Here is a 16494-nt window from a genome sequence, read left to right as displayed (position 1 = left end):
TTTGTGTGTCGCAATCCGCACAAAAGCGGTCGCCAATCTTCTTGTTGGATTGTCGACAATCTGCTTGTCTGGCCGCCGGTTCATTCAAAGTGAGGCGCATGGCAAAGGTGGACTTCAGTCCGATTGCAGATACGACGCGCCGGGCCGAGATCGTGGCGCTGCTCAGGCGCGCCATCCTGACCGGCCAGTTGGAGCCCGGACAGAAGCTCAATGAGCTCCGCATTTCGGAGCAGATGCGGGTCAGCCGGGCTCCGCTGCGCGAGGCGATGCGCGAACTGGTGCAGGAAGGCATCCTGACCAGCATTCCCTATGCCGGGACCTTCGTAATCGACGTCACCGCCAAGGACATCATCGATGTCTATTCGCTCAACAAGGTGCTCGACTAGTTCGCCATCGAGCAGGCCTGGCCGCTGCGCGACCGGCGCTTCTTCGACGAGCTCGACCGCCGCCATGCGAGCGTCAAGCAGGCGACGCGGGCGCTCGACACCACCCGCCAGATCGAGACGGCGCTGCAGTTGCACGGGCTGATCTACGAGTGGGCCGACAATTCGGTGCTTTTGGAAACCTGGCAACGACTTGCCAGTCGGCTGCAAATGTATTTCGCGCTGCACCAGCGCGCGCGCAACGAGTTGGTGCCGGCCGAGGATGTGCACGAATCCTATGTGCGACTGCTCAAAGGCAACGACATGCGCGCGGCCCAGCGCCATGCGCGCGAGCACATCGACCACGATTTCGAAGAGCTTCTCGCCTATGCGCGCAGCCTTGAAAAGCGCATGTCGAAGAGCGCCTGACCATTCCAGCTGACAACGGACGACAACGTGAAGATCAAGACCATAAAAGCCTATCATGTCGTGCAGCCCTTCGTGGACGGCCCCTATCGCATGTCGAAGGGGCGGGTCGCCGACTGCTTCGACGCGGTGATCGTCGCCATCACCTGCGACAGCGGCGCGACCGGCTGGGGCGAAATGGCGCCGCTCGGCAATTTCTACTCGGCCGCATTTCCAGCGGGAACACGCGCGGGCGTGCCGGAAATCGCGCCGCATCTCATCGGCCACGACCCGCGCGGCCTCGCCGGCATCGGCAGGCTGATGGACACGGTGTTCAAAGGCCACCCTTACGTGAAATCCGCGCTCGACATGGCCTGCTGCGACCTCGCTGCGCGCGCCGCCGACGTGCCGCTGGTGACGATGCTCGGCGGCCGCGAGAGCGAAACGGCTGAGCTCTACAAGGTCGTCACCCACGGCACCCTCGACCAGATGGCGGCGCTGGCTAAGCGCATCGTCACGGAAGGCTACCACCGGCTGCAGGTCAAAGTCGGCGGCAATGTGCGCGACGACATCGAGCGGGTCACCGCCGTTGCGGCCGCCGTGCCCAAGGGCACGGTCATCTTCTGCGATGCCAATGCCGGCTGGACGCCCTTCCAGGCGCGTCAGTTCGCCGATGCCACGCGGGGCATCGATTACACGTTCGAGCAGCCCTGCACGACGCTCGAGGAGAACATGTCGGTGCGGCGTATGCTGGACAAGCCGATGGTGCTGGATGAATCCGTCACCTCGCTCGAGGAGATGCTGGAGATTCACCGCCTGGGCGCGGCCGACGGGCTGACGCTGAAGATCTCGCGGCTGGGCGGCGTCACCAGGACGCGCCAGATCCGCGACGTCGCCGTCGATCTCGGTTTCATGATCACGGTCGAGGACACCGGCGGGGCCGAGATCGACACCGCCGCCATGGCGCACTTGTCGCTGTCGACACCGGAAGAGCGCCGGCTGCACGCGATCGCCTTCCACGAATGGGTGACGGTGCGCACCGCCGCCAACAAACCGCCGGTGACCGGCAGCCGCATGGGCATTCCCGACGGCCCGGGCCTCGGCATCGATGTCGTCCCGGACCTGCTCGGCAAGCCCTTCTTCGCGATCGGCTGAGACGATGGCCCCGCATGTGAAGGCGATGCCGATCCCGGGTTGAGGCGCTTTACGTCTGCTGGAGACGAAGACGGTGGCGCACCCGCACAGGCAGTGCCATTCAGTCGTCCGCCATGCTGAAGGCGATGGCGTTTTTTACTCAAGACCGACAGTTCCAGAAGTTCCCGCTGCCCCCTTCCCCGACACCGAAGGTCCCGCATTGCCGCTGGAACCTCGTCTCGCATTTGGATTCGCGGCGCGGCCGCAAAGACAGGTTGAAATATTTTTCAAATAGAAATAGGAATGTTCAGACTGATGATCGCGGCGCCGTGGCGCGCCAAGGACTGGAGGAAGCGACATGTCCCATCCGCAATTCGCAGCGGAACTCCTGCAGCGCGCTGAAAGCCAAGGTCCGATCACCATCGGTCTCGCCGGCGCCGGACAGATGGGGACGGATATCGTCGTTCAGGTCGCCCTTATGCCGGGCATGCGCATCGGCGCCATCTCCGAGGTGCGGCCGCAGGCAGCGATCGACGCGGCGCTGCTTGCCGGCCATGACAGGTCCGACATCGTGCAGGCCCCCAATGCCTCGGCAATCGACCGCGCCATCGAGGCCGGCAAGATCGCCGTCACCGAGGACCTGCATGCGCTCGCCGCCGCCGGCCGCATCGACGTCATCATCGACGCCACCGGCAACCCCAATATCGGCACGCTGTTCGCGCTCGAAGTGATGAAGAACGGCAAGCACATCGTCATGCTCAATGTCGAGGCCGACATCACCATCGGCCGCTTCCTGAAGGAAGAGGCGCGCAGGGCCGGCGTCGTCTATACCGGCGCGGCCGGCGACGAGCCCGCCTGCACGCTGGAGATCATCGGCTTCGCCAAGAGTCTCGGCTTCACAATTGTCGCTGCCGGCAAGGGCAAGAACAACCCGCTGAAGATCGATGCGGTGCCGGCCGACTACGAGAGGGAAGCAGCCGAGCGCAACATGAATGCGCGCATGCTGGTCGAGTTCGTCGACGGCTCCAAGACTGCTATCGAGATGGTGGCGATCGCCAACGCCACCGGCCTTGTGCCCGACGTGCCCGGCATGCACGGGCCGACGGCGACGCTGGAAGAACTGGCCGGCGTGCTCTGCCCGCGCGAGGATGGCGGCGTGCTGCACCGCAAGGGCGTTGTCGACTATTCGATCGGCAAGGGTGTCGCGCCCGGCGTGTTCTGCATCATCGAGACCAAGCACCCGCGCGTGCTGGAGCGCATGATCGACCTCAAGGTCGGCAAGGGTCCCTATTTCACGATCTTCCGCCCCTATCACCTGACCAGTCTGGAAGTGCCGCTGTCGGCGGCGCGCGCGGTGGTCTACAAGCGCGCCGACATGGAGCCGCTCGACCATCCGGTGGCCGAGGCGGTGGCGGTAGCCAAGACCCATCTCGGCGCCGGCCAGTCGCTCGGCATGATCGGCGAGAACGACTATCGCGGCTTCGCCATGACCTGGGAGGATGCGCGCGCCAGGGGCGCACTGCCGCTCGGCCTCGCCGAGCGCGCCAAGGTGGTGAAGCCGGTCAAGGCCGGCGACTTCCTGACCTATGAAAATTGTGTACCCGACGATTCGATGGTGATAACCCAGATCCGCCGTCGTCTCGACCAGGCGGACGGACGGTTCGTAACCAACGCGGCCTGACCTTCTGATGGACGATGTCGTAATCGGGATCGACGCCTCGACGACGGCCGTGAAGGCGATCGCCTTCGCACGCAACGGCACTGAACTCTTCCAGGCCCGCGAGACCTATCCGCTTTCCAACCCCGCGCCCGGGCATTTCGAGCAGGACGCGGAGCATTGGTGGACGGCGCTTTTGTCGGCGTTGAAACAGGTCGCCGACAGGGTCGGCGCATCACGCGTCAAGGCGCTTTCGATCGCTCACCAGCGCGAGAGCTTCACGCTGATCGACGCCGCCGGCAAGCCGCTGATCCCCGCTATCCTGTGGCTGGACGAACGAGCCCGCCGCCAGGTGGCCCGGCTTTCGGCCGAGCTTGGCCGCGAGGCGATCCGCAACTGGAGCGGCAAGCCGCCGGATCCGACGCCGGCGCTTTATGGGCTCGCCTGGCTGAAGGAACACAAGCCAGAGGCACTCGCCGCGGCGGCAGCGCTGGTCGACGTGCACGCCTTCTTGGTCCATCGGCTGACCGGCCGGCTCGTCACCAGCACCGCGAGCGCCGATCCGCTCGGCCTGCTGGACATCGCGCATGGCAATTGGCATCCGCGGCTGGTCGAGGCGGCAGGCCTGTGGCCGCAGCAACTGCCCGAACTGGCTGCGCCCGGCGCGATCTGCGGCGGCGTTTCCGAAAGGATCGCATCTGCGACCGGCCTGAAGGCCGGCATACCGGTCGTCGCCGGCGCCGGCGACGGCCAGGCGATGGGCCTCGGCATGGGAGTCTACGGACCCGGCAAGAGCTATCTTTCGCTCGGCTCCGGCGTCGTCAGCGGAAACTATGCCGGCACGGTCACGACGTCGGATGCCTTCCGCACGCTGGTTTCGCCGACCGGCTGCGGCTTCATGCTGGAGACGGTGCTGCGCTCCGGCATGCAGCTGGTCGACTGGATCTTACGCACCACCGGCTCGCCTTCGGCTGCCGTTCTTGAGAAGGCGGCGATGACGGTTGCACCGGGCAGCGACGGACTGCTCGTCATGCCCTATTGGGCCGGCGTCATGAGCCCATACTGGGACGGTGCGGCGCGCGGCGCAATCGTCGGCCTGTCGCTCGATCACGAGCCGAAACATCTTTTCCGCGCGGTGCTGGAAGGCATCGCCTTCGAGCAGGCGATCGCCACCGATGCGATGGAAGCGCAGACCGGCAAGGCCGGATCGATGATCGCGGCCGGGGGCGGAACAAATTCGACGCTGCTGATGCAGGTCATGGCGAGCGTGCTCGAGCGGCCGCTTTTCGTCTCGCCTGTCAACGAGGCGGCAGCGCTTGGGGCGGCCATGCTGGCGGCATCGGCCATCGGCTGGTTCGCTTCACCTGAAGACGCGGCAAAGGCGATGGCCGCACCGCCGGCAAGACAAGTCGATCCCGCTGATGCGCTCGTGCCTATCTACCGCGCCCGCAAGACGATCTACCGCGACCTCTATCAAGCGACGCGCGACATCCACACCCGGTTGGGTGAGATAGCGCAAGATTAGCGGCTGAGCAGGCCCTTGGCGGCGTCCTCGTCGGTGATCAGCATCGAGATCTTGGTGTTGGCGAGGGCCGCGCGCATCACGGCCACCTTCTCCTGCCCGCCCGAGACCAGGATGATATTGGGAATGTCCGAAAGCTCCTGCAGTGGATAGGCGCAGACGCGGCGGTTGACCTCGTGATCGACTGGACGGCCTTCGGCATCGATGAAGTGGCAAAGGATATCGCCGACCGCACCGGCAGCCTGTAGTTCCTCCAACTCGCTGGGCTTGATGAAGCCGTAATTGGCGATCGGGCTCTCGTGAGAAAAAGAACCGACGCTGAGCACGGCGATGTTGGCGCGCCGCGCCCGGAAGACGACATCCTGGACGCTGCGCTGGCTCATGAAGGCATCGCGCTGTTCCGGCCTGTCGGCATAGACGGGCACCGGAAGCAGATAGCATTCGGCGCCGATCTTTTCGGCGAACTCCCAGGCGCTTTCGGTCGGGTTGAGCGGCTGCGCATGGGTAAGGCCGCCGAGCATCGAGACCACCGTGGTTCGCGCGATCGGCCGGCGCGGCAGTTCGTTGATGGCGAACTTCAGCGTGCGGCCCCAGCCAAGAGCGATGACATCGCCAGGATTGACGTTATCGGCGAGATAAGCGGCGGCGGCATGGCCGATCATCAGCGGAGCGTTGCTCCTGTCGGCCGCCGACGGCACGACCACGGCCTGGCTGAGACCGAAACGCTGCTTCAGGCCCTCCTCCAGTTGCACGCATTCGACGACGCTGTCGCGAATGCGGAACTGGACCACGCCCTCCTCGCGCGCGGCGGAAAGTATCCGGTGCACCTTGATGCGGCCGACGCCGAGGATTTCCGAGATCCGCTCCTGCGTCAGGCCTTCGACATAATAGTGCCAGGCGGCACGGGCCTTGAGCTCCGCATCGGGGAAGCGCGAGGCCTTTTCGTTCTCGATCACCGCCAACCTCGTGTCCCTCCCGGCCGACTTTGAACTTCTTCCGATGATGCGCCGCCCTAGCTTCCCTATGGCAAACCGGCCGCTGGCGCAAACCGCCCCCGAATGCGTGCCGGCACTTGACAATGTTCTGATGAACGTTTTAGCTGAACAAAATTGCATATCAAAGATAAATTGTTCACAAGGGAGGATGCCTGGTGAACAGGAGCGGACAGCGACGCATCGCCGGCCGCGGACGGAGGAGACGAAGTGGCCGTGAGCAACGAGACAAGCGAGTTGAAGGCCGGCACCGGCGCCGCGCAGGGCGCGTCCAGTGCGAAGCTTTCGGCGCTGTTTGCCGGAACGATGGGACCGCTGATCGGGCTGGTGCTGCTGTGCCTGGCGCTGGCGCTGACCACCGACACCTTCCTGACCTTCCGCAACATCCTCAACGTGCTCGACCAAGTGACCGTGCTCGGCATCATGGCGATCGGCATGACGCTGGTCATCCTGATCGGCGGCATCGACCTTTCGGTGGGCTCGGTGCTGGCGCTTGCCTCGATGGTGATGGGCTATGTTGCCTACCCCGACTATCTCAACCTCGGCGTCCCGGTGGGCATCGCCGCGGCGCTTGTCGTCGCCGCCCTATGCGGCCTGGTCTCGGGCCTGCTGGTCACGGTGACCAGGCTGCCGCCCTTCATCGCAACGCTCGCCATGATGTCGGTGGCGCGCGGCCTCGCCAACATGATCACCGACGGATCGCAGATCGTCGGCTTTCCCGACTGGTTCACCAACCTGTCGATCGTGCGCCATTTCGGCTTCCTGTCGGTGACCGTCGGGCTGATGATCGTGCTGGCGATCATCTTCGCCATCTTCCTCAACTATCGCGCCACCGGCCGTAGTCTCTACGCCATCGGCGGCAGCGCCGAGGTCGCCCGCCTGTCCGGCATTCCGGTCAAGTCGCTGACCAACTGGGTCTATGCGATCTGCGGTCTGCTTGCCGGGCTGGCCGGGATCGTGCTCGCGGCAAGGCTCGATTCGGTGCAGCCGAGCTCAGGCGTCGGCTACGAGCTCGACACCATCGCCGCGGTGGTGATCGGCGGCGCCAGCCTGTCGGGCGGCATCGGCTCGATCGGCGGCACGGCGATCGGCGTGCTCATCATCGGCGTGCTGCGCAACGGCCTCAACCTGCTCGGCGTGTCGCCCTTCATCCAGCAGGTGGTGATCGGCGTGGTCATCGCGCTGGCGGTCGCCACAGATAGCTGGCGGCGCCGAGCACAATGAATTCGCCCGGATGTCCGGGCGGAACGGATCGGTCGATCCGAGACTGGGACTGTCCGGCCGGGGCGCCGCGATGCGCAGGCTGGACGGGATTGAACACCAACGGAGGAAAAACATGCTGACCAAACGTTCACTGCTGCTTGCGGCGGCGGCCATCGTCCCGCTGCTCGGGCTGTCCGATGCGGCCTCGGCCAAGGACGCCAAGAAGCTCGGACTTGCCGTCGCCAATCTGCAAGCTGACTTCTTCAACCAGATCAAGCAGTCGGTCGAAGCCTATGCGAAGGAGAAGGGCATCGAGGTCATCACCGTCGACGCCAAGGGCGATTCGGCCACGCAGGTCAGCCAGGTGCAGGATCTCGTCACGCAGAACATCGACGCGCTGATCTACATCCCGGCCGGCGCCACCGCCGCGACCGTCCCGACCAAGACCGCGAAGGCCGCCGGCATCCCGGTGATCAATGTCGACCGCAATGCCGACGGCGCGCCGGGTGACACCTTCATCGCCACCGACAGCGTCAACTCCGCCAAGGCGGTGTGCGACTACATTGCCAAGCAGGCCGGCGGCAAGGGCGAGATGGTCATCATCCACGGCCAGAAGGGCACGACGCCGGAAGTCGACCGCTCGAAGGGCTGCGGCGAAGCCCTGAAGGCTTATCCGGACATCAAGGTGGTCGGCGAGCTCTGGAGCGAGCAATGGCACCAGGACGAAGGCTTCAAGCTGGCGCAGGATCTGCTGCAGGCTCATCCGAATGTTTCGATCATCTTCGGCCAGGCCGACGCGCTGGCGCTGGGCTCGGCCCAGGCGGTCAAGGTCGCCAATCCTGACCACAAGGTCTGGATTGCCGGCTTCGACGGCGACGTGGCTGCGCTTAAGGCGCTTAAGGACGGCGTGTTCGACGTCACCGCGACGCAGCAGACGCAGGGCATGGGCCGGCTCGCTGTGGACTCGGCGATCAAGATCGTTGGCGGCGAGAAACTGCCTGCCGAACAGTTGCAGGATGCGACGCTGACCACCAAGGACAATGTCGCGCAGTTCATCGAGAAGCACCCCTGAGGGCTAGCTGAGACCCTGAGCGAGCACCACGATGCCCCTTGACCCTCACCCTGGCGAGGCCCCGCATAACGGGCTCTTCGTCAATGGCCTCTGCAAGAGCTACGGACCGGTGCAGGTCCTGGCCGACGCGAGCTTCGAGGTGCGGCCGGGCGAGGTCGTGGCGCTGCTCGGCGAGAACGGCGCCGGCAAGTCGACGGTGTCCAACATCATCGCCGGTTCGATCAAATCAGATGCCGGCACCATCATCTGGCGGGGGAAGCCCTATTCCCCCGCCAATCCCGCCGCGGCTATCGAGGCCGGCGTCGGCATGATCCATCAGGAATTGAAGCTCCTGCCGGACCTGTCGGTGGCGGAAAATGTCTATGTCGGACGCCTGCCGATGCGCGGCGGCCGCGTCGACCGCGCGAGCATGAACGCGAAGGCGTCGGCGCAGCTGAAGCGGCTCGGCCTCGACGTGTCGCCCGAGCGCAAGGTACGCACACTGCGCGTCGCCGCCCAGCAGCAGGTGGAGATCGCCAAGGCGTTGACGCTGAATGCCGAGCTCTTGATCCTCGACGAGCCGACCGCGGCGCTCGGCGGCGAGGAAACGGAACTTCTGTTCAAGCAGATCCGCAAGCTCAAGGCCGAAGGCATGTCCTTCATCTATATCAGCCATCGGCTGGACGAGATCGCGCAGATCGCCGACCGCGTCGTGGTGATGCGCGACGGCCGCATCGTCGCCAGGCACGAGCGCGCCGACATCCCGGTGCGCACGGTGGTCGAGCAGATGGTCGGCCGCAGCGTCGAGCGCATGTTCCCGAAGCTATCCCCTCCAAGCGACCAGACGCTGCTCGAGGTCGAGAACCTGTCCTCGCCGGAGAAGAGTTTCAACAACGTCTCCTTCGCGGTGAAGGCAGGCGAGATCCTCGGCATCGCCGGCCTGATCGGCGCCGGCCGCACCGAGTTGGTGCGCGCGATCGCCGGCGCCGATCCGATCTCTTCGGGTTCGGTGCGCGTCGCCGGCCAGCCGGTGCATCTCAGCGGCCCGGCGGCGGCGATCAAGGCCGGCGTCGTGCTGGTGCCGGAAGACCGCAAGGCGCAGGGCCTAGTGTTGGAACAGACCATCGGCGAGAACCTCGCCTTCGGCAATTTCGACCATGTCGCGCCGAAGGGCTGGGTGTTTCCCAAGGCGGTTCAGAAATTCGCCGCGGCCGGCATCTCCAGGCTGGGCGTCAAGGGCAGGCCGAACCAGGCGGTCTCAAAACTTTCCGGCGGCAACCAGCAGAAAGTGATCATCGCCAAATGGGTCTCGCGGCCGCCCAAGGTATTCATCCTCGATGAGCCGACCCGCGGCATCGACGTCGGCGCCCGCGCGGCGATCTACGACGTCATTGCCGATCTCGCCCGCTCCGGCATGGCGGTTGTCGTGGTGAGCTCGGACCTCGAGGAGGTGCTGGGGCTTTCGCACCGCGTGCTGGTGCTGAGCCGCGGCCGCCAGCGCGGCATTCTCGATCGCGATGAAGCAAGCAATGTCGCCGTGATGGAACTCGCGACGAGCTGAGGCACGGCAGATGGGAACAAAGCGCAGCAGGTGATACCCTCCCAGGCACCGGACCGCGCGGGGCGCCAGCAATGTTGGCGCCCCTCCATTTCAGGAGAGGAGCGACATGAATCTATTCGATCTCAGCGGCGACGTGGCGCTGGTGACGGGCGCCGGCAGCGGCATCGGCCAAGCGATCGCCATCGGGCTCGCGGAAGCCGGCGCCGATGTCGCCTGCTTCGGCCACAGCTCGAAAGGCGGACTCGAAGAGACGGCCGACAAGATCCAGGCGCTCGGCCGCAAGGCGCTGGTGCTGAACGGTTCAGTAACATCGGAAAGCGACCTCGCGGCCGCGATCGACCGCACCGAAAAGGAACTCGGCGCACTGACGATTGCGGTCAACAACGCCGGCGTCGCCGGGGCCGAGCCCGCGGAGACGCTGCCGCTGGACAAATGGCAGAAGCTCTACGACGTCAATGTCAGCGGCGTGTTCCTGTCCTGCCAGGCCGAGGCGCGCGTCATGCTTACCCGCCGCAAGGGCTCGATCATCAACATCGCCTCGATGTCCGGCTCGATCGTCAATCGCGGCCTGACGCAGGCGCACTACAATTCCTCCAAGGCGGCGGTGATCCACATATCGAAGAGCCTTGCCATGGAATGGGCCGACCGCGGCCTGCGCGTCAATGTGGTGAGTCCCGGCTACACGCTGACGCCGATGAACAAGCGGCCGGAAGTGGCCGAGCAGATCAAGATCTTCGAGCGCGACACGCCGATGGGCCGCATGGCGACGCCGGAGGAGATGGTCGGCCCGACCGTGTTCCTGGCGAGCCGGGCCGCGAGTTTCGTCACCGGCATCGACCTCATCGTCGATGGCGGCTTCGTCTGCTGGTAGGAGAGAAAATGCAGAAGCGTTTCGAAGGAAAGACGGCGGTCGTCACCGGCGCCAGCGGCGGCATAGGGGCGGCCATGGCCAGGCGCTTCGCCGCGGAAGGTGCCGCGGTGGTGATCAGCGCGATCGACCCGCGTGTCGACGAGGTCGCCGCCAGCCTGAAGGCCGCGGGCGCCAAGGTCGCTTCGATGCGCATGGACGTGACCAAGAAGGACGAGGTCGCGGCGCTTTATGATCTCGCCGAAAAGGAATTCGGGCGCGTCGACATCTCGGTGCAGAACGCCGGTGTCATCACCATCGCAAAGATCGAAGCGATGACGGAAGCCGAATGGGACAAGGTGATGGCGGTCAACACCAAGGGCGTGTTCCTGTGCTGCCAGGAAGCGATCGGGCGCATGCGCAAGCATGGCGAAGGCGGCCGGCTGATCAACACCGCGTCCGGCCAGGCGCGGCAGGGTTTTATCTACACGCCGCATTATGCGGCCTCGAAATTCGGCGTCGTCGGCATAACCCAGAGCCTCGCCAAGGAAGTGGCCAAGGAGAAGATAACCGTCAATGCCATCTGCCCCGGCATCATCGACACCGACATGTGGGCCTATAACGACACTGTCTGGGGCAAGCTGCTCGGGAACTACAAGCCGGGCGAACTCATGGCGGAGTGGGTGAAGAACATTCCCATGGGCCGCGCCGGCAGCGGCGAGGATGTTTCCGGGCTGGTCAGCTTTCTCGCCAGCGACGATGCCGCCTATATCACGGGCCAGACCATCAATGTCGACGGCGGACTGATCATGTCGTGAGCGGGCCGACGATGTCTTCGAGGGCGATGCCTCGAGGCGCCCTTTGCCCGGTTAAGCGGGGCGACAGCTGTTTTTAGACGCCGACGCGCCGCACGGACCCGGAAGCTGAAGCGGCTGCGGATTCACGATCTCATCTGCTATCGGCAAACCGGCACGAGCTGACCAGCCCGCGCCATCGATGCGGCACCGCAGCCGCCGACATCCCCCTGCCGCTCAAGGCGCCGTCCGGCGGCGGCAATTTTCCTGCAGGCAAGTAGTTTTATCCACAGGCAAGGTGCAGCCGGCGGACCAAACGGCCCGGCCGGCGCAAAACCGGCTTGACAATTCCTGGAATCGGGCGGAACCTATGAAAAAAATTTCACTCTGTTGAAAGAGGGACGGTCGGCCGATTCGGGGCCGGACGTCGACAAGAAGGGGAAAACCGATGTCCAACCTGCAGCAGCGCATCGAGGCGCTGTATCGTTCCGACGTGCGTGGCTCCGTGCTCCTGATCGTCTGCCTTTGGGCAACGATCCTCTTCGTCCTCCTGATGACCTGGGCCTACATCCCGCACGGCGGGATCAAGCTGGTGGTGGTGGTCGCGGCAGCCGCGGTGCTGATCTTCAACACCGCCGCCATCCTGGCGATGCTCAACCACTACAGGGAAGACAAGGACTTCATCTACGGCCTCGACATCAAGAACGCCGACGCCTACCGCAACCGCCAGTCTTGAGGGAAAATTCCATGTCCCGCTACATCCCGCCGCAGCAAAATAAGGCCGGCCAGGTCTTCGACATCGCCATCGTCGTCGTCGCCATTTTTGTGGCGCTGTGGCTGCCGCTGAAACTGGGGCTCGCCGGAGCGGCGAAGTCGATCGACGCGCTCGACGCCAAGACCTGGGAGGCGCTCGGCCAGAACCCGACAATGGCGTCGATCTGGGAGAAGCTCGGCTACACGCCGGAGACGGCGCACGACATCATCCAGAACCGCTTCCACTACATCATTGACTGGCCGACGCTGATCATCATGGCGGTCGTGCTGATCGCCTATTTCGTCTTCCTGTTCCGCGCCTCCGATCGCGAATATCGCGAGGTGATCAACGAAAAATTCGACGACAAGTAATCCGGGGGACAAGACCATGTGGCTGACAGTCTCTTACGCATGCTGGGGCATCTCGATCCTGCTCGCGCTGTGGATGCTCTTCGATTGGTTCAAGGTCGATACGCGCTATTCCGAGGACACCCTGACCTCCTCGCGCGAAGGCGAGCTTGAAGCCGTTTCCGAAAAACACCGGATTTGAGTGGGGACTGACAAATGACGGCCGCGGTTGAAGTAAGAGAAACAGTAATCCATGGCGACAGGGTCTCGCTGCTCAGAGTGCTCGGCCCAGCCCATGTCTGGGCGCTCGGCGTCGGCATCGTGCTGGTGGGCGAGTTCACCGGCTGGAACTTCGCTGCCGACAAGGGCGGCGCGCTGGCAGCGCTGATCGTCTGCTGGGTCGTCGGCCTGCTCTACACCTCGGTCGCCATGATCGATTCCGAGGTGACATCGACCGTCGCCGCCGCCGGCGGCCAGTACGCGCAGGCAAAACATATCGTCGGGCCTTTGATGGCATTCAACGTCGCGCTGTTCCTGGTCTTCGCCTACACCATGCTCGAAGTGTCGGATGCGATCCTGCTTGGCGACACGATCGTCGCCAAGGCAGGCGTCGAAGGCTTGACCCACAATTCATTTATCGCGGCGACCATCGTGGTGCTGGCATGGCTCAACTATCGCGGCGTGCTGATGACGCTCAACGTCAACTTCGTCATCACCGCGATCGCCTATATCTCGATCGTGATCCTGTTCTTCTCGGTCAGCCCGTGGACGCAGGGCGCGGTGCTGAAGCTCAATGAGCTGGTCACGCCCGGCAACGCTCTGCCCTATGGCTGGATCGGCGTCATTGCCGCCTTCCAGTTCGGCATCTGGTATTATCTCGGCATCGAAGGCACCACGCAGGCCGCAGAGGAAGTGCGCTCGCCTGCCCGCTCGCTGCCGTACGGCACGATGGCCGGCATGATCACGCTGCTGATCGCCGCCGCCATGACCTGGTATGTCTGCGCCTCGATGATGCCCTGGGAATATCTCGGCATCACCTATTACCCGCTGTGGGATGCCGGCAAGCTGACCGGCAGCCCGCTGCTCGAGAACCTCCTCTTCATCGCGACGCTGCTGGCGGCGCTGGCTTCGGCCAATGGCTGCATCAACGACGCGGCGCGCGCCTGGTTCTCGCTCGGCCGCGACCGCTACCTGCCGAGCTGGTTCTCAGCGGTGCATCCGAGATATCGCACGCCCTATCGCTCGATCCTGTTCCTGCTGCCGATCGCGCTGGCCTTCGCCTTCATCGCCGACCTCAATCAGGCGATCACCTTCTCGATCCTGTCGGGCGTGCTGCAATACACCTTCATGAGCATCAACATCATGATGTTCCGGAAGAAGTGGCCTTTGGGTTCCATTCAGCGCGGCTACACGCATCCCTTCCACCCGCTGCCGGCAATCGTGTTGTTCTGCCTGTGCGTGGTGACCTTTTTCGCCATCTTCCTCGGCTTCGGCTCGCAGCTGATCGCGATGATCGCCTTCTACTTCCTGATCTCGGTCTGGTTCCACTTCTACCGCTACAAATTTGTGCGGCGCGGCGACCAGTTCACCATGCCGTGGCCGAAGCCGCAGGGCTATTGAGCGGGAAGAGAGCCCGCCGGGTGACGGCGGGCTCTGGCGTGTCGAGATGTCTGAGTTGACGTCAGTCTTGTTTGCCGGGGCGATCGCACTTGCGGTCGTGCTCCACCTTGCCTGGCTTGCGCGCACCAGCCGCGGCAGAGCCAGCGCGGCGCGCGCTGCCGACGAGGCCAGCATCCGCGCCGTCATCGCCGACGCCGTCGATATCTCCGACGGCATGGCAGGGGTCGCGGCATGGGCGGGTTCCTGGAACGGCAGACGCGTACAGATACGCACCATCGTCGACACGCTCGCAACCAGGAAGCTGCCGACGCGCTGGCTGAGCGTGACGATCACCGAGGCAGTCGCGGTGCCGGGCACCTTCGACATGATGATGCGGCCGGGATCGCCCACGACCTTCTCCAACTTCGACCATCTCGAACACACGCTGCCCAAGGCGGCAACCCTTCCCGACGAAGCGGTGGTCAGGACCGATCGCCCAGGCGTCGCCTTCCCGCTGGAGGTCATTGCCGCGCATGCCGGGATCTTTGCCGAAGGCCGCGCCAAGGAATTGCTGATCACATCCAAGGGGGTGCGCATCGTCTGGCTGCTGGCCCAGGCCGACCGGGCGCGCTACGGCGTGTTCCGGCAGGCCGCTTTCGGCGACGCAGCGCTCGACCCGGCATTGATCGAAAGGCTGCTTGATGCCGCGTCCTCGCTTCGCGATGCGCTCAACCGGCGTGAAAGGCAGGCCGCATGACCGACCTCTCCACGCAAACTCCGCCTTCGAACCCTTACCTGGTGCTGGCCTCGGCGATCGTCCTGCCGGGCAGCGGGCATGTCATGCTCGGCTTGCCTGCGCGAGCCCTCCAATTCCTGTTTTTCATGGTCATTCTGGCCTGGGTGACGACCAAGGTGGCGCCGGCGGATGCCAGCTTCATCGGCCGCCATGCCGGCGGGTTTCTCATCTATGCGCTATCGATACTCGACGCCTACAGGATAGCGCGGGTCCGCCACGCGATTTGGGTTCACCGAACGGGTCCGGACGGAGACAGCACGGGAAGCGGTGCAAAGTAGAACTATAACCAGAGGCAAATTTCTTTCATGCCATTGAATTCCATTCTTTCATTCGGTACATCCATTAGAAGCCAGAACATCGGAGGCTGACATGTGCGGAATCGTCGGACTTTTCCTGAAGGACAAGGCGCTTGAACCGAAACTCGGCGCGATGCTGTCGGAGATGCTGATCTGTCTCACCGACCGTGGTCCAGACAGTGCCGGCATCGCCATCTATGGCGCGGCGACGGGCAACGAGGCCAAGATCACCATTCAGTCGCCGAAACCCGAGCGCGACTTCCACGGGCTCGATGCCGAACTCGCCAAGGCGATCAATGCGCCGGTGAGCGTGGCGGTCAAATCGACCCATGCAGTGATCAGGACGATGCCCGAAAAGGTCGAGCCGGCACGCGTAGCACTTCGGTCGCTTAGACCCGATGTCCGCATCATGGGCGCCGGCGAGGCGGTCGAGATCTACAAGGAGGTCGGCCTTCCGGAAGCCGTGGTGGAACGCTTCGATGTGCGCTCGATGACCGGGACGCATGGCATCGGCCACACCCGCATGGCGACGGAATCGGCGGTGACCACACTGGGCGCCCACCCGTTCTCGACCGGCGCCGACCAGTGCCTGGTGCACAATGGATCGCTGTCCAACCACAACAATGTCCGCCGCGAGCTGGTGCGCGAGGGCATGAAATTCGAGACCGAGAACGACACCGAGGTGGCGGCCGCCTATCTCTCCAACAGAATGGCGCACGGCAAGAATCTCGGCGAGGCGCTGGAGGGCACGCTGTCCGACCTCGACGGTTTCTTCACCTTCGTCGTCGGCACCAAGAACGGCTTCGGCGTGGTGCGCGATCCGATCGCCTGCAAGCCGGCGGTGATGGCCGAAACCGACCAGTATGTCGCCTTCGGCTCCGAATATCGGGCGCTCGCAAATCTGCCCGGAATCGAGAACGCCAAAGTCTGGGAACCGGAACCTGCAACCGTCTATTTCTGGGAGCATTGAGCCCATGCCGGCAACAACCATGTCGAAGGCGCAGCGCGAGCAAGGCCATACGAGGATCTTCGATCTCGGTCAGCAGCCGCTGCGCGAGCTCAACCAGGCGCTTCATCAACTGACCCCCGGCTCGAACGAGACCGCGTGGGAGGTGCTCAACCCGAAAGGCAGCCATTCCGTCGCCGTCGGCGTCGACCAGCCGGTCGCCGTCGA

The 16494-nt window shown here is 64.3% G+C and carries 16 protein-coding genes and 2 pseudogenes; 17 read left to right on the top strand and 1 reads right to left on the bottom strand.

Going from position 1 to position 16494, the window contains the following annotated elements:
- Window positions 1–98: 98 nt before the first annotated feature.
- From EN818_RS29045 to EN818_RS29030, 4 genes and pseudogenes are all read left to right on the top strand, one after another.
- A pseudogene (locus EN818_RS29045) lies at window positions 99–791 on the top strand (GntR family transcriptional regulator).
- 27 nt (window positions 792–818) lie between these two features.
- Entirely contained in the window at window positions 819–1922 is a 1104-nt protein-coding gene (locus EN818_RS29040) for a mandelate racemase/muconate lactonizing enzyme family protein (protein ID WP_129553123.1), read from the top strand.
- Between the two features lie 337 nt (window positions 1923–2259).
- Entirely contained in the window at window positions 2260–3582 is a 1323-nt protein-coding gene (locus EN818_RS29035) for a homoserine dehydrogenase (RefSeq protein WP_135906124.1), read from the top strand.
- Window positions 3583–3589: 7 nt separating this feature from the next.
- The gene (locus tag EN818_RS29030) at window positions 3590–5083 is read left to right on the top strand and encodes an FGGY family carbohydrate kinase (protein ID WP_135906123.1); all 1494 of its coding nucleotides are present in this window, start codon (window positions 3590–3592) and stop codon (window positions 5081–5083) included.
- On the opposite strand, the gene EN818_RS29025 is transcribed toward EN818_RS29030, so the two are convergent.
- The gene (locus EN818_RS29025; protein ID WP_245518914.1) at window positions 5080–6036 is read right to left on the bottom strand and encodes a sugar-binding transcriptional regulator; all 957 of its coding nucleotides are present in this window, start codon (window positions 6034–6036) and stop codon (window positions 5080–5082) included. The genes EN818_RS29030 and EN818_RS29025 overlap by 4 nt on opposite strands.
- Window positions 6037–6363: 327 nt before the next feature.
- Here EN818_RS29025 and EN818_RS29020 point away from each other — a divergent pair, with 327 nt between their 5' ends.
- The 13 genes and pseudogenes from EN818_RS29020 to EN818_RS28960 form a co-directional block, all read left to right on the top strand.
- Window positions 6364–7296: an ABC transporter permease gene (locus EN818_RS29020; RefSeq protein WP_245420330.1), complete on the top strand. Its 933-nt coding sequence runs from the start codon at window positions 6364–6366 to the stop codon at window positions 7294–7296.
- A 112-nt stretch (window positions 7297–7408) separates the two neighbouring features.
- Complete coding sequence (locus EN818_RS29015) at window positions 7409–8347, top strand: sugar ABC transporter substrate-binding protein (RefSeq protein WP_095805480.1); 939 nt, start codon at window positions 7409–7411, stop codon at window positions 8345–8347.
- A 31-nt stretch (window positions 8348–8378) separates the two neighbouring features.
- Window positions 8379–9887, top strand: coding sequence for a sugar ABC transporter ATP-binding protein (locus EN818_RS29010; RefSeq protein ID WP_135906121.1), 1509 nt, complete (start codon window positions 8379–8381; stop codon window positions 9885–9887).
- A 106-nt stretch (window positions 9888–9993) separates the two neighbouring features.
- On the top strand, window positions 9994–10758 hold the full coding sequence (locus tag EN818_RS29005; protein WP_135906120.1) for an SDR family oxidoreductase: 765 nt from the start codon (window positions 9994–9996) through the stop codon (window positions 10756–10758).
- Between the two features lie 8 nt (window positions 10759–10766).
- Window positions 10767–11552, top strand: a complete 786-nt coding sequence (locus tag EN818_RS29000) for a glucose 1-dehydrogenase (protein WP_135906119.1) — start codon at window positions 10767–10769, stop codon at window positions 11550–11552.
- 424 nt (window positions 11553–11976) lie between these two features.
- Window positions 11977–12264, top strand: a complete 288-nt coding sequence (locus tag EN818_RS28995; protein WP_095805476.1) for a hypothetical protein — start codon at window positions 11977–11979, stop codon at window positions 12262–12264.
- Between the two features lie 11 nt (window positions 12265–12275).
- A complete protein-coding gene (locus EN818_RS28990; RefSeq protein WP_095805475.1) occupies window positions 12276–12653 on the top strand; it encodes a hypothetical protein in 378 nt (125 codons plus the stop codon).
- A gap of 16 nt (window positions 12654–12669) precedes the next feature.
- On the top strand, window positions 12670–12831 hold the full coding sequence (locus EN818_RS28985; protein ID WP_095805474.1) for a hypothetical protein: 162 nt from the start codon (window positions 12670–12672) through the stop codon (window positions 12829–12831).
- 14 nt (window positions 12832–12845) lie between these two features.
- Window positions 12846–14249 carry an amino acid permease gene (locus tag EN818_RS28980; RefSeq protein ID WP_095805473.1) on the top strand — a complete coding sequence of 468 codons (1404 nt, stop codon included), beginning with the start codon at window positions 12846–12848 and terminating at the stop codon, window positions 14247–14249.
- 46 nt (window positions 14250–14295) lie between these two features.
- Window positions 14296–14985 (top strand): hypothetical protein, encoded by a 690-nt coding sequence (locus EN818_RS28975; protein ID WP_135906118.1) that lies wholly within the window; start codon window positions 14296–14298, stop codon window positions 14983–14985.
- Window positions 14982–15302: a hypothetical protein gene (locus EN818_RS28970; RefSeq protein ID WP_135906117.1), complete on the top strand. Its 321-nt coding sequence runs from the start codon at window positions 14982–14984 to the stop codon at window positions 15300–15302. The genes EN818_RS28975 and EN818_RS28970 overlap by 4 nt, the downstream gene beginning before the upstream one ends.
- Window positions 15303–15393: 91 nt before the next feature.
- On the top strand, window positions 15394–16290 hold the full coding sequence (locus tag EN818_RS28965) for a glutamine amidotransferase family protein (protein WP_135906116.1): 897 nt from the start codon (window positions 15394–15396) through the stop codon (window positions 16288–16290).
- A 4-nt stretch (window positions 16291–16294) separates the two neighbouring features.
- Window positions 16295–16494, top strand: a pseudogene (locus EN818_RS28960) (protein GlxC); the annotation flags it as partial.

The organism is Mesorhizobium sp. M3A.F.Ca.ET.175.01.1.1, assembly GCF_004791945.1.
Taxonomy (GTDB): Bacteria; Pseudomonadota; Alphaproteobacteria; order Rhizobiales; family Rhizobiaceae; genus Mesorhizobium.
The sequence above is the reverse complement of the archived record's forward strand: the minus strand, read 5'-3'. Positions and strand labels throughout refer to the sequence as shown.

Excerpts from the sequence above, each read along its gene's own strand:
- EN818_RS29035 (WP_135906124.1), top strand. The coding sequence starts at position 2,260 with ATGTCCCATCCGCAATTCGCAGCGGAACTCCTGCAGCGCGCTGAAAGC.
- EN818_RS29030 (WP_135906123.1), top strand. The coding sequence starts at position 3,590 with ATGGACGATGTCGTAATCGGGATCGACGCCTCGACGACGGCCGTGAAG.
- EN818_RS29015 (WP_095805480.1), top strand. The coding sequence starts at position 7,409 with ATGCTGACCAAACGTTCACTGCTGCTTGCGGCGGCGGCCATCGTCCCG.
- EN818_RS29010 (WP_135906121.1), top strand. The coding sequence starts at position 8,379 with ATGCCCCTTGACCCTCACCCTGGCGAGGCCCCGCATAACGGGCTCTTC.
- EN818_RS29005 (WP_135906120.1), top strand. The coding sequence starts at position 9,994 with ATGAATCTATTCGATCTCAGCGGCGACGTGGCGCTGGTGACGGGCGCC.
- EN818_RS29000 (WP_135906119.1), top strand. The coding sequence starts at position 10,767 with ATGCAGAAGCGTTTCGAAGGAAAGACGGCGGTCGTCACCGGCGCCAGC.
- EN818_RS28995 (WP_095805476.1), top strand. The coding sequence starts at position 11,977 with ATGTCCAACCTGCAGCAGCGCATCGAGGCGCTGTATCGTTCCGACGTG.
- EN818_RS28990 (WP_095805475.1), top strand. The coding sequence starts at position 12,276 with ATGTCCCGCTACATCCCGCCGCAGCAAAATAAGGCCGGCCAGGTCTTC.
- EN818_RS28985 (WP_095805474.1), top strand. The coding sequence starts at position 12,670 with ATGTGGCTGACAGTCTCTTACGCATGCTGGGGCATCTCGATCCTGCTC.
- EN818_RS28980 (WP_095805473.1), top strand. The coding sequence starts at position 12,846 with ATGACGGCCGCGGTTGAAGTAAGAGAAACAGTAATCCATGGCGACAGG.
- EN818_RS28975 (WP_135906118.1), top strand. The coding sequence starts at position 14,296 with ATGTCTGAGTTGACGTCAGTCTTGTTTGCCGGGGCGATCGCACTTGCG.
- EN818_RS28970 (WP_135906117.1), top strand. The coding sequence starts at position 14,982 with ATGACCGACCTCTCCACGCAAACTCCGCCTTCGAACCCTTACCTGGTG.
- EN818_RS28965 (WP_135906116.1), top strand. The coding sequence starts at position 15,394 with ATGTGCGGAATCGTCGGACTTTTCCTGAAGGACAAGGCGCTTGAACCG.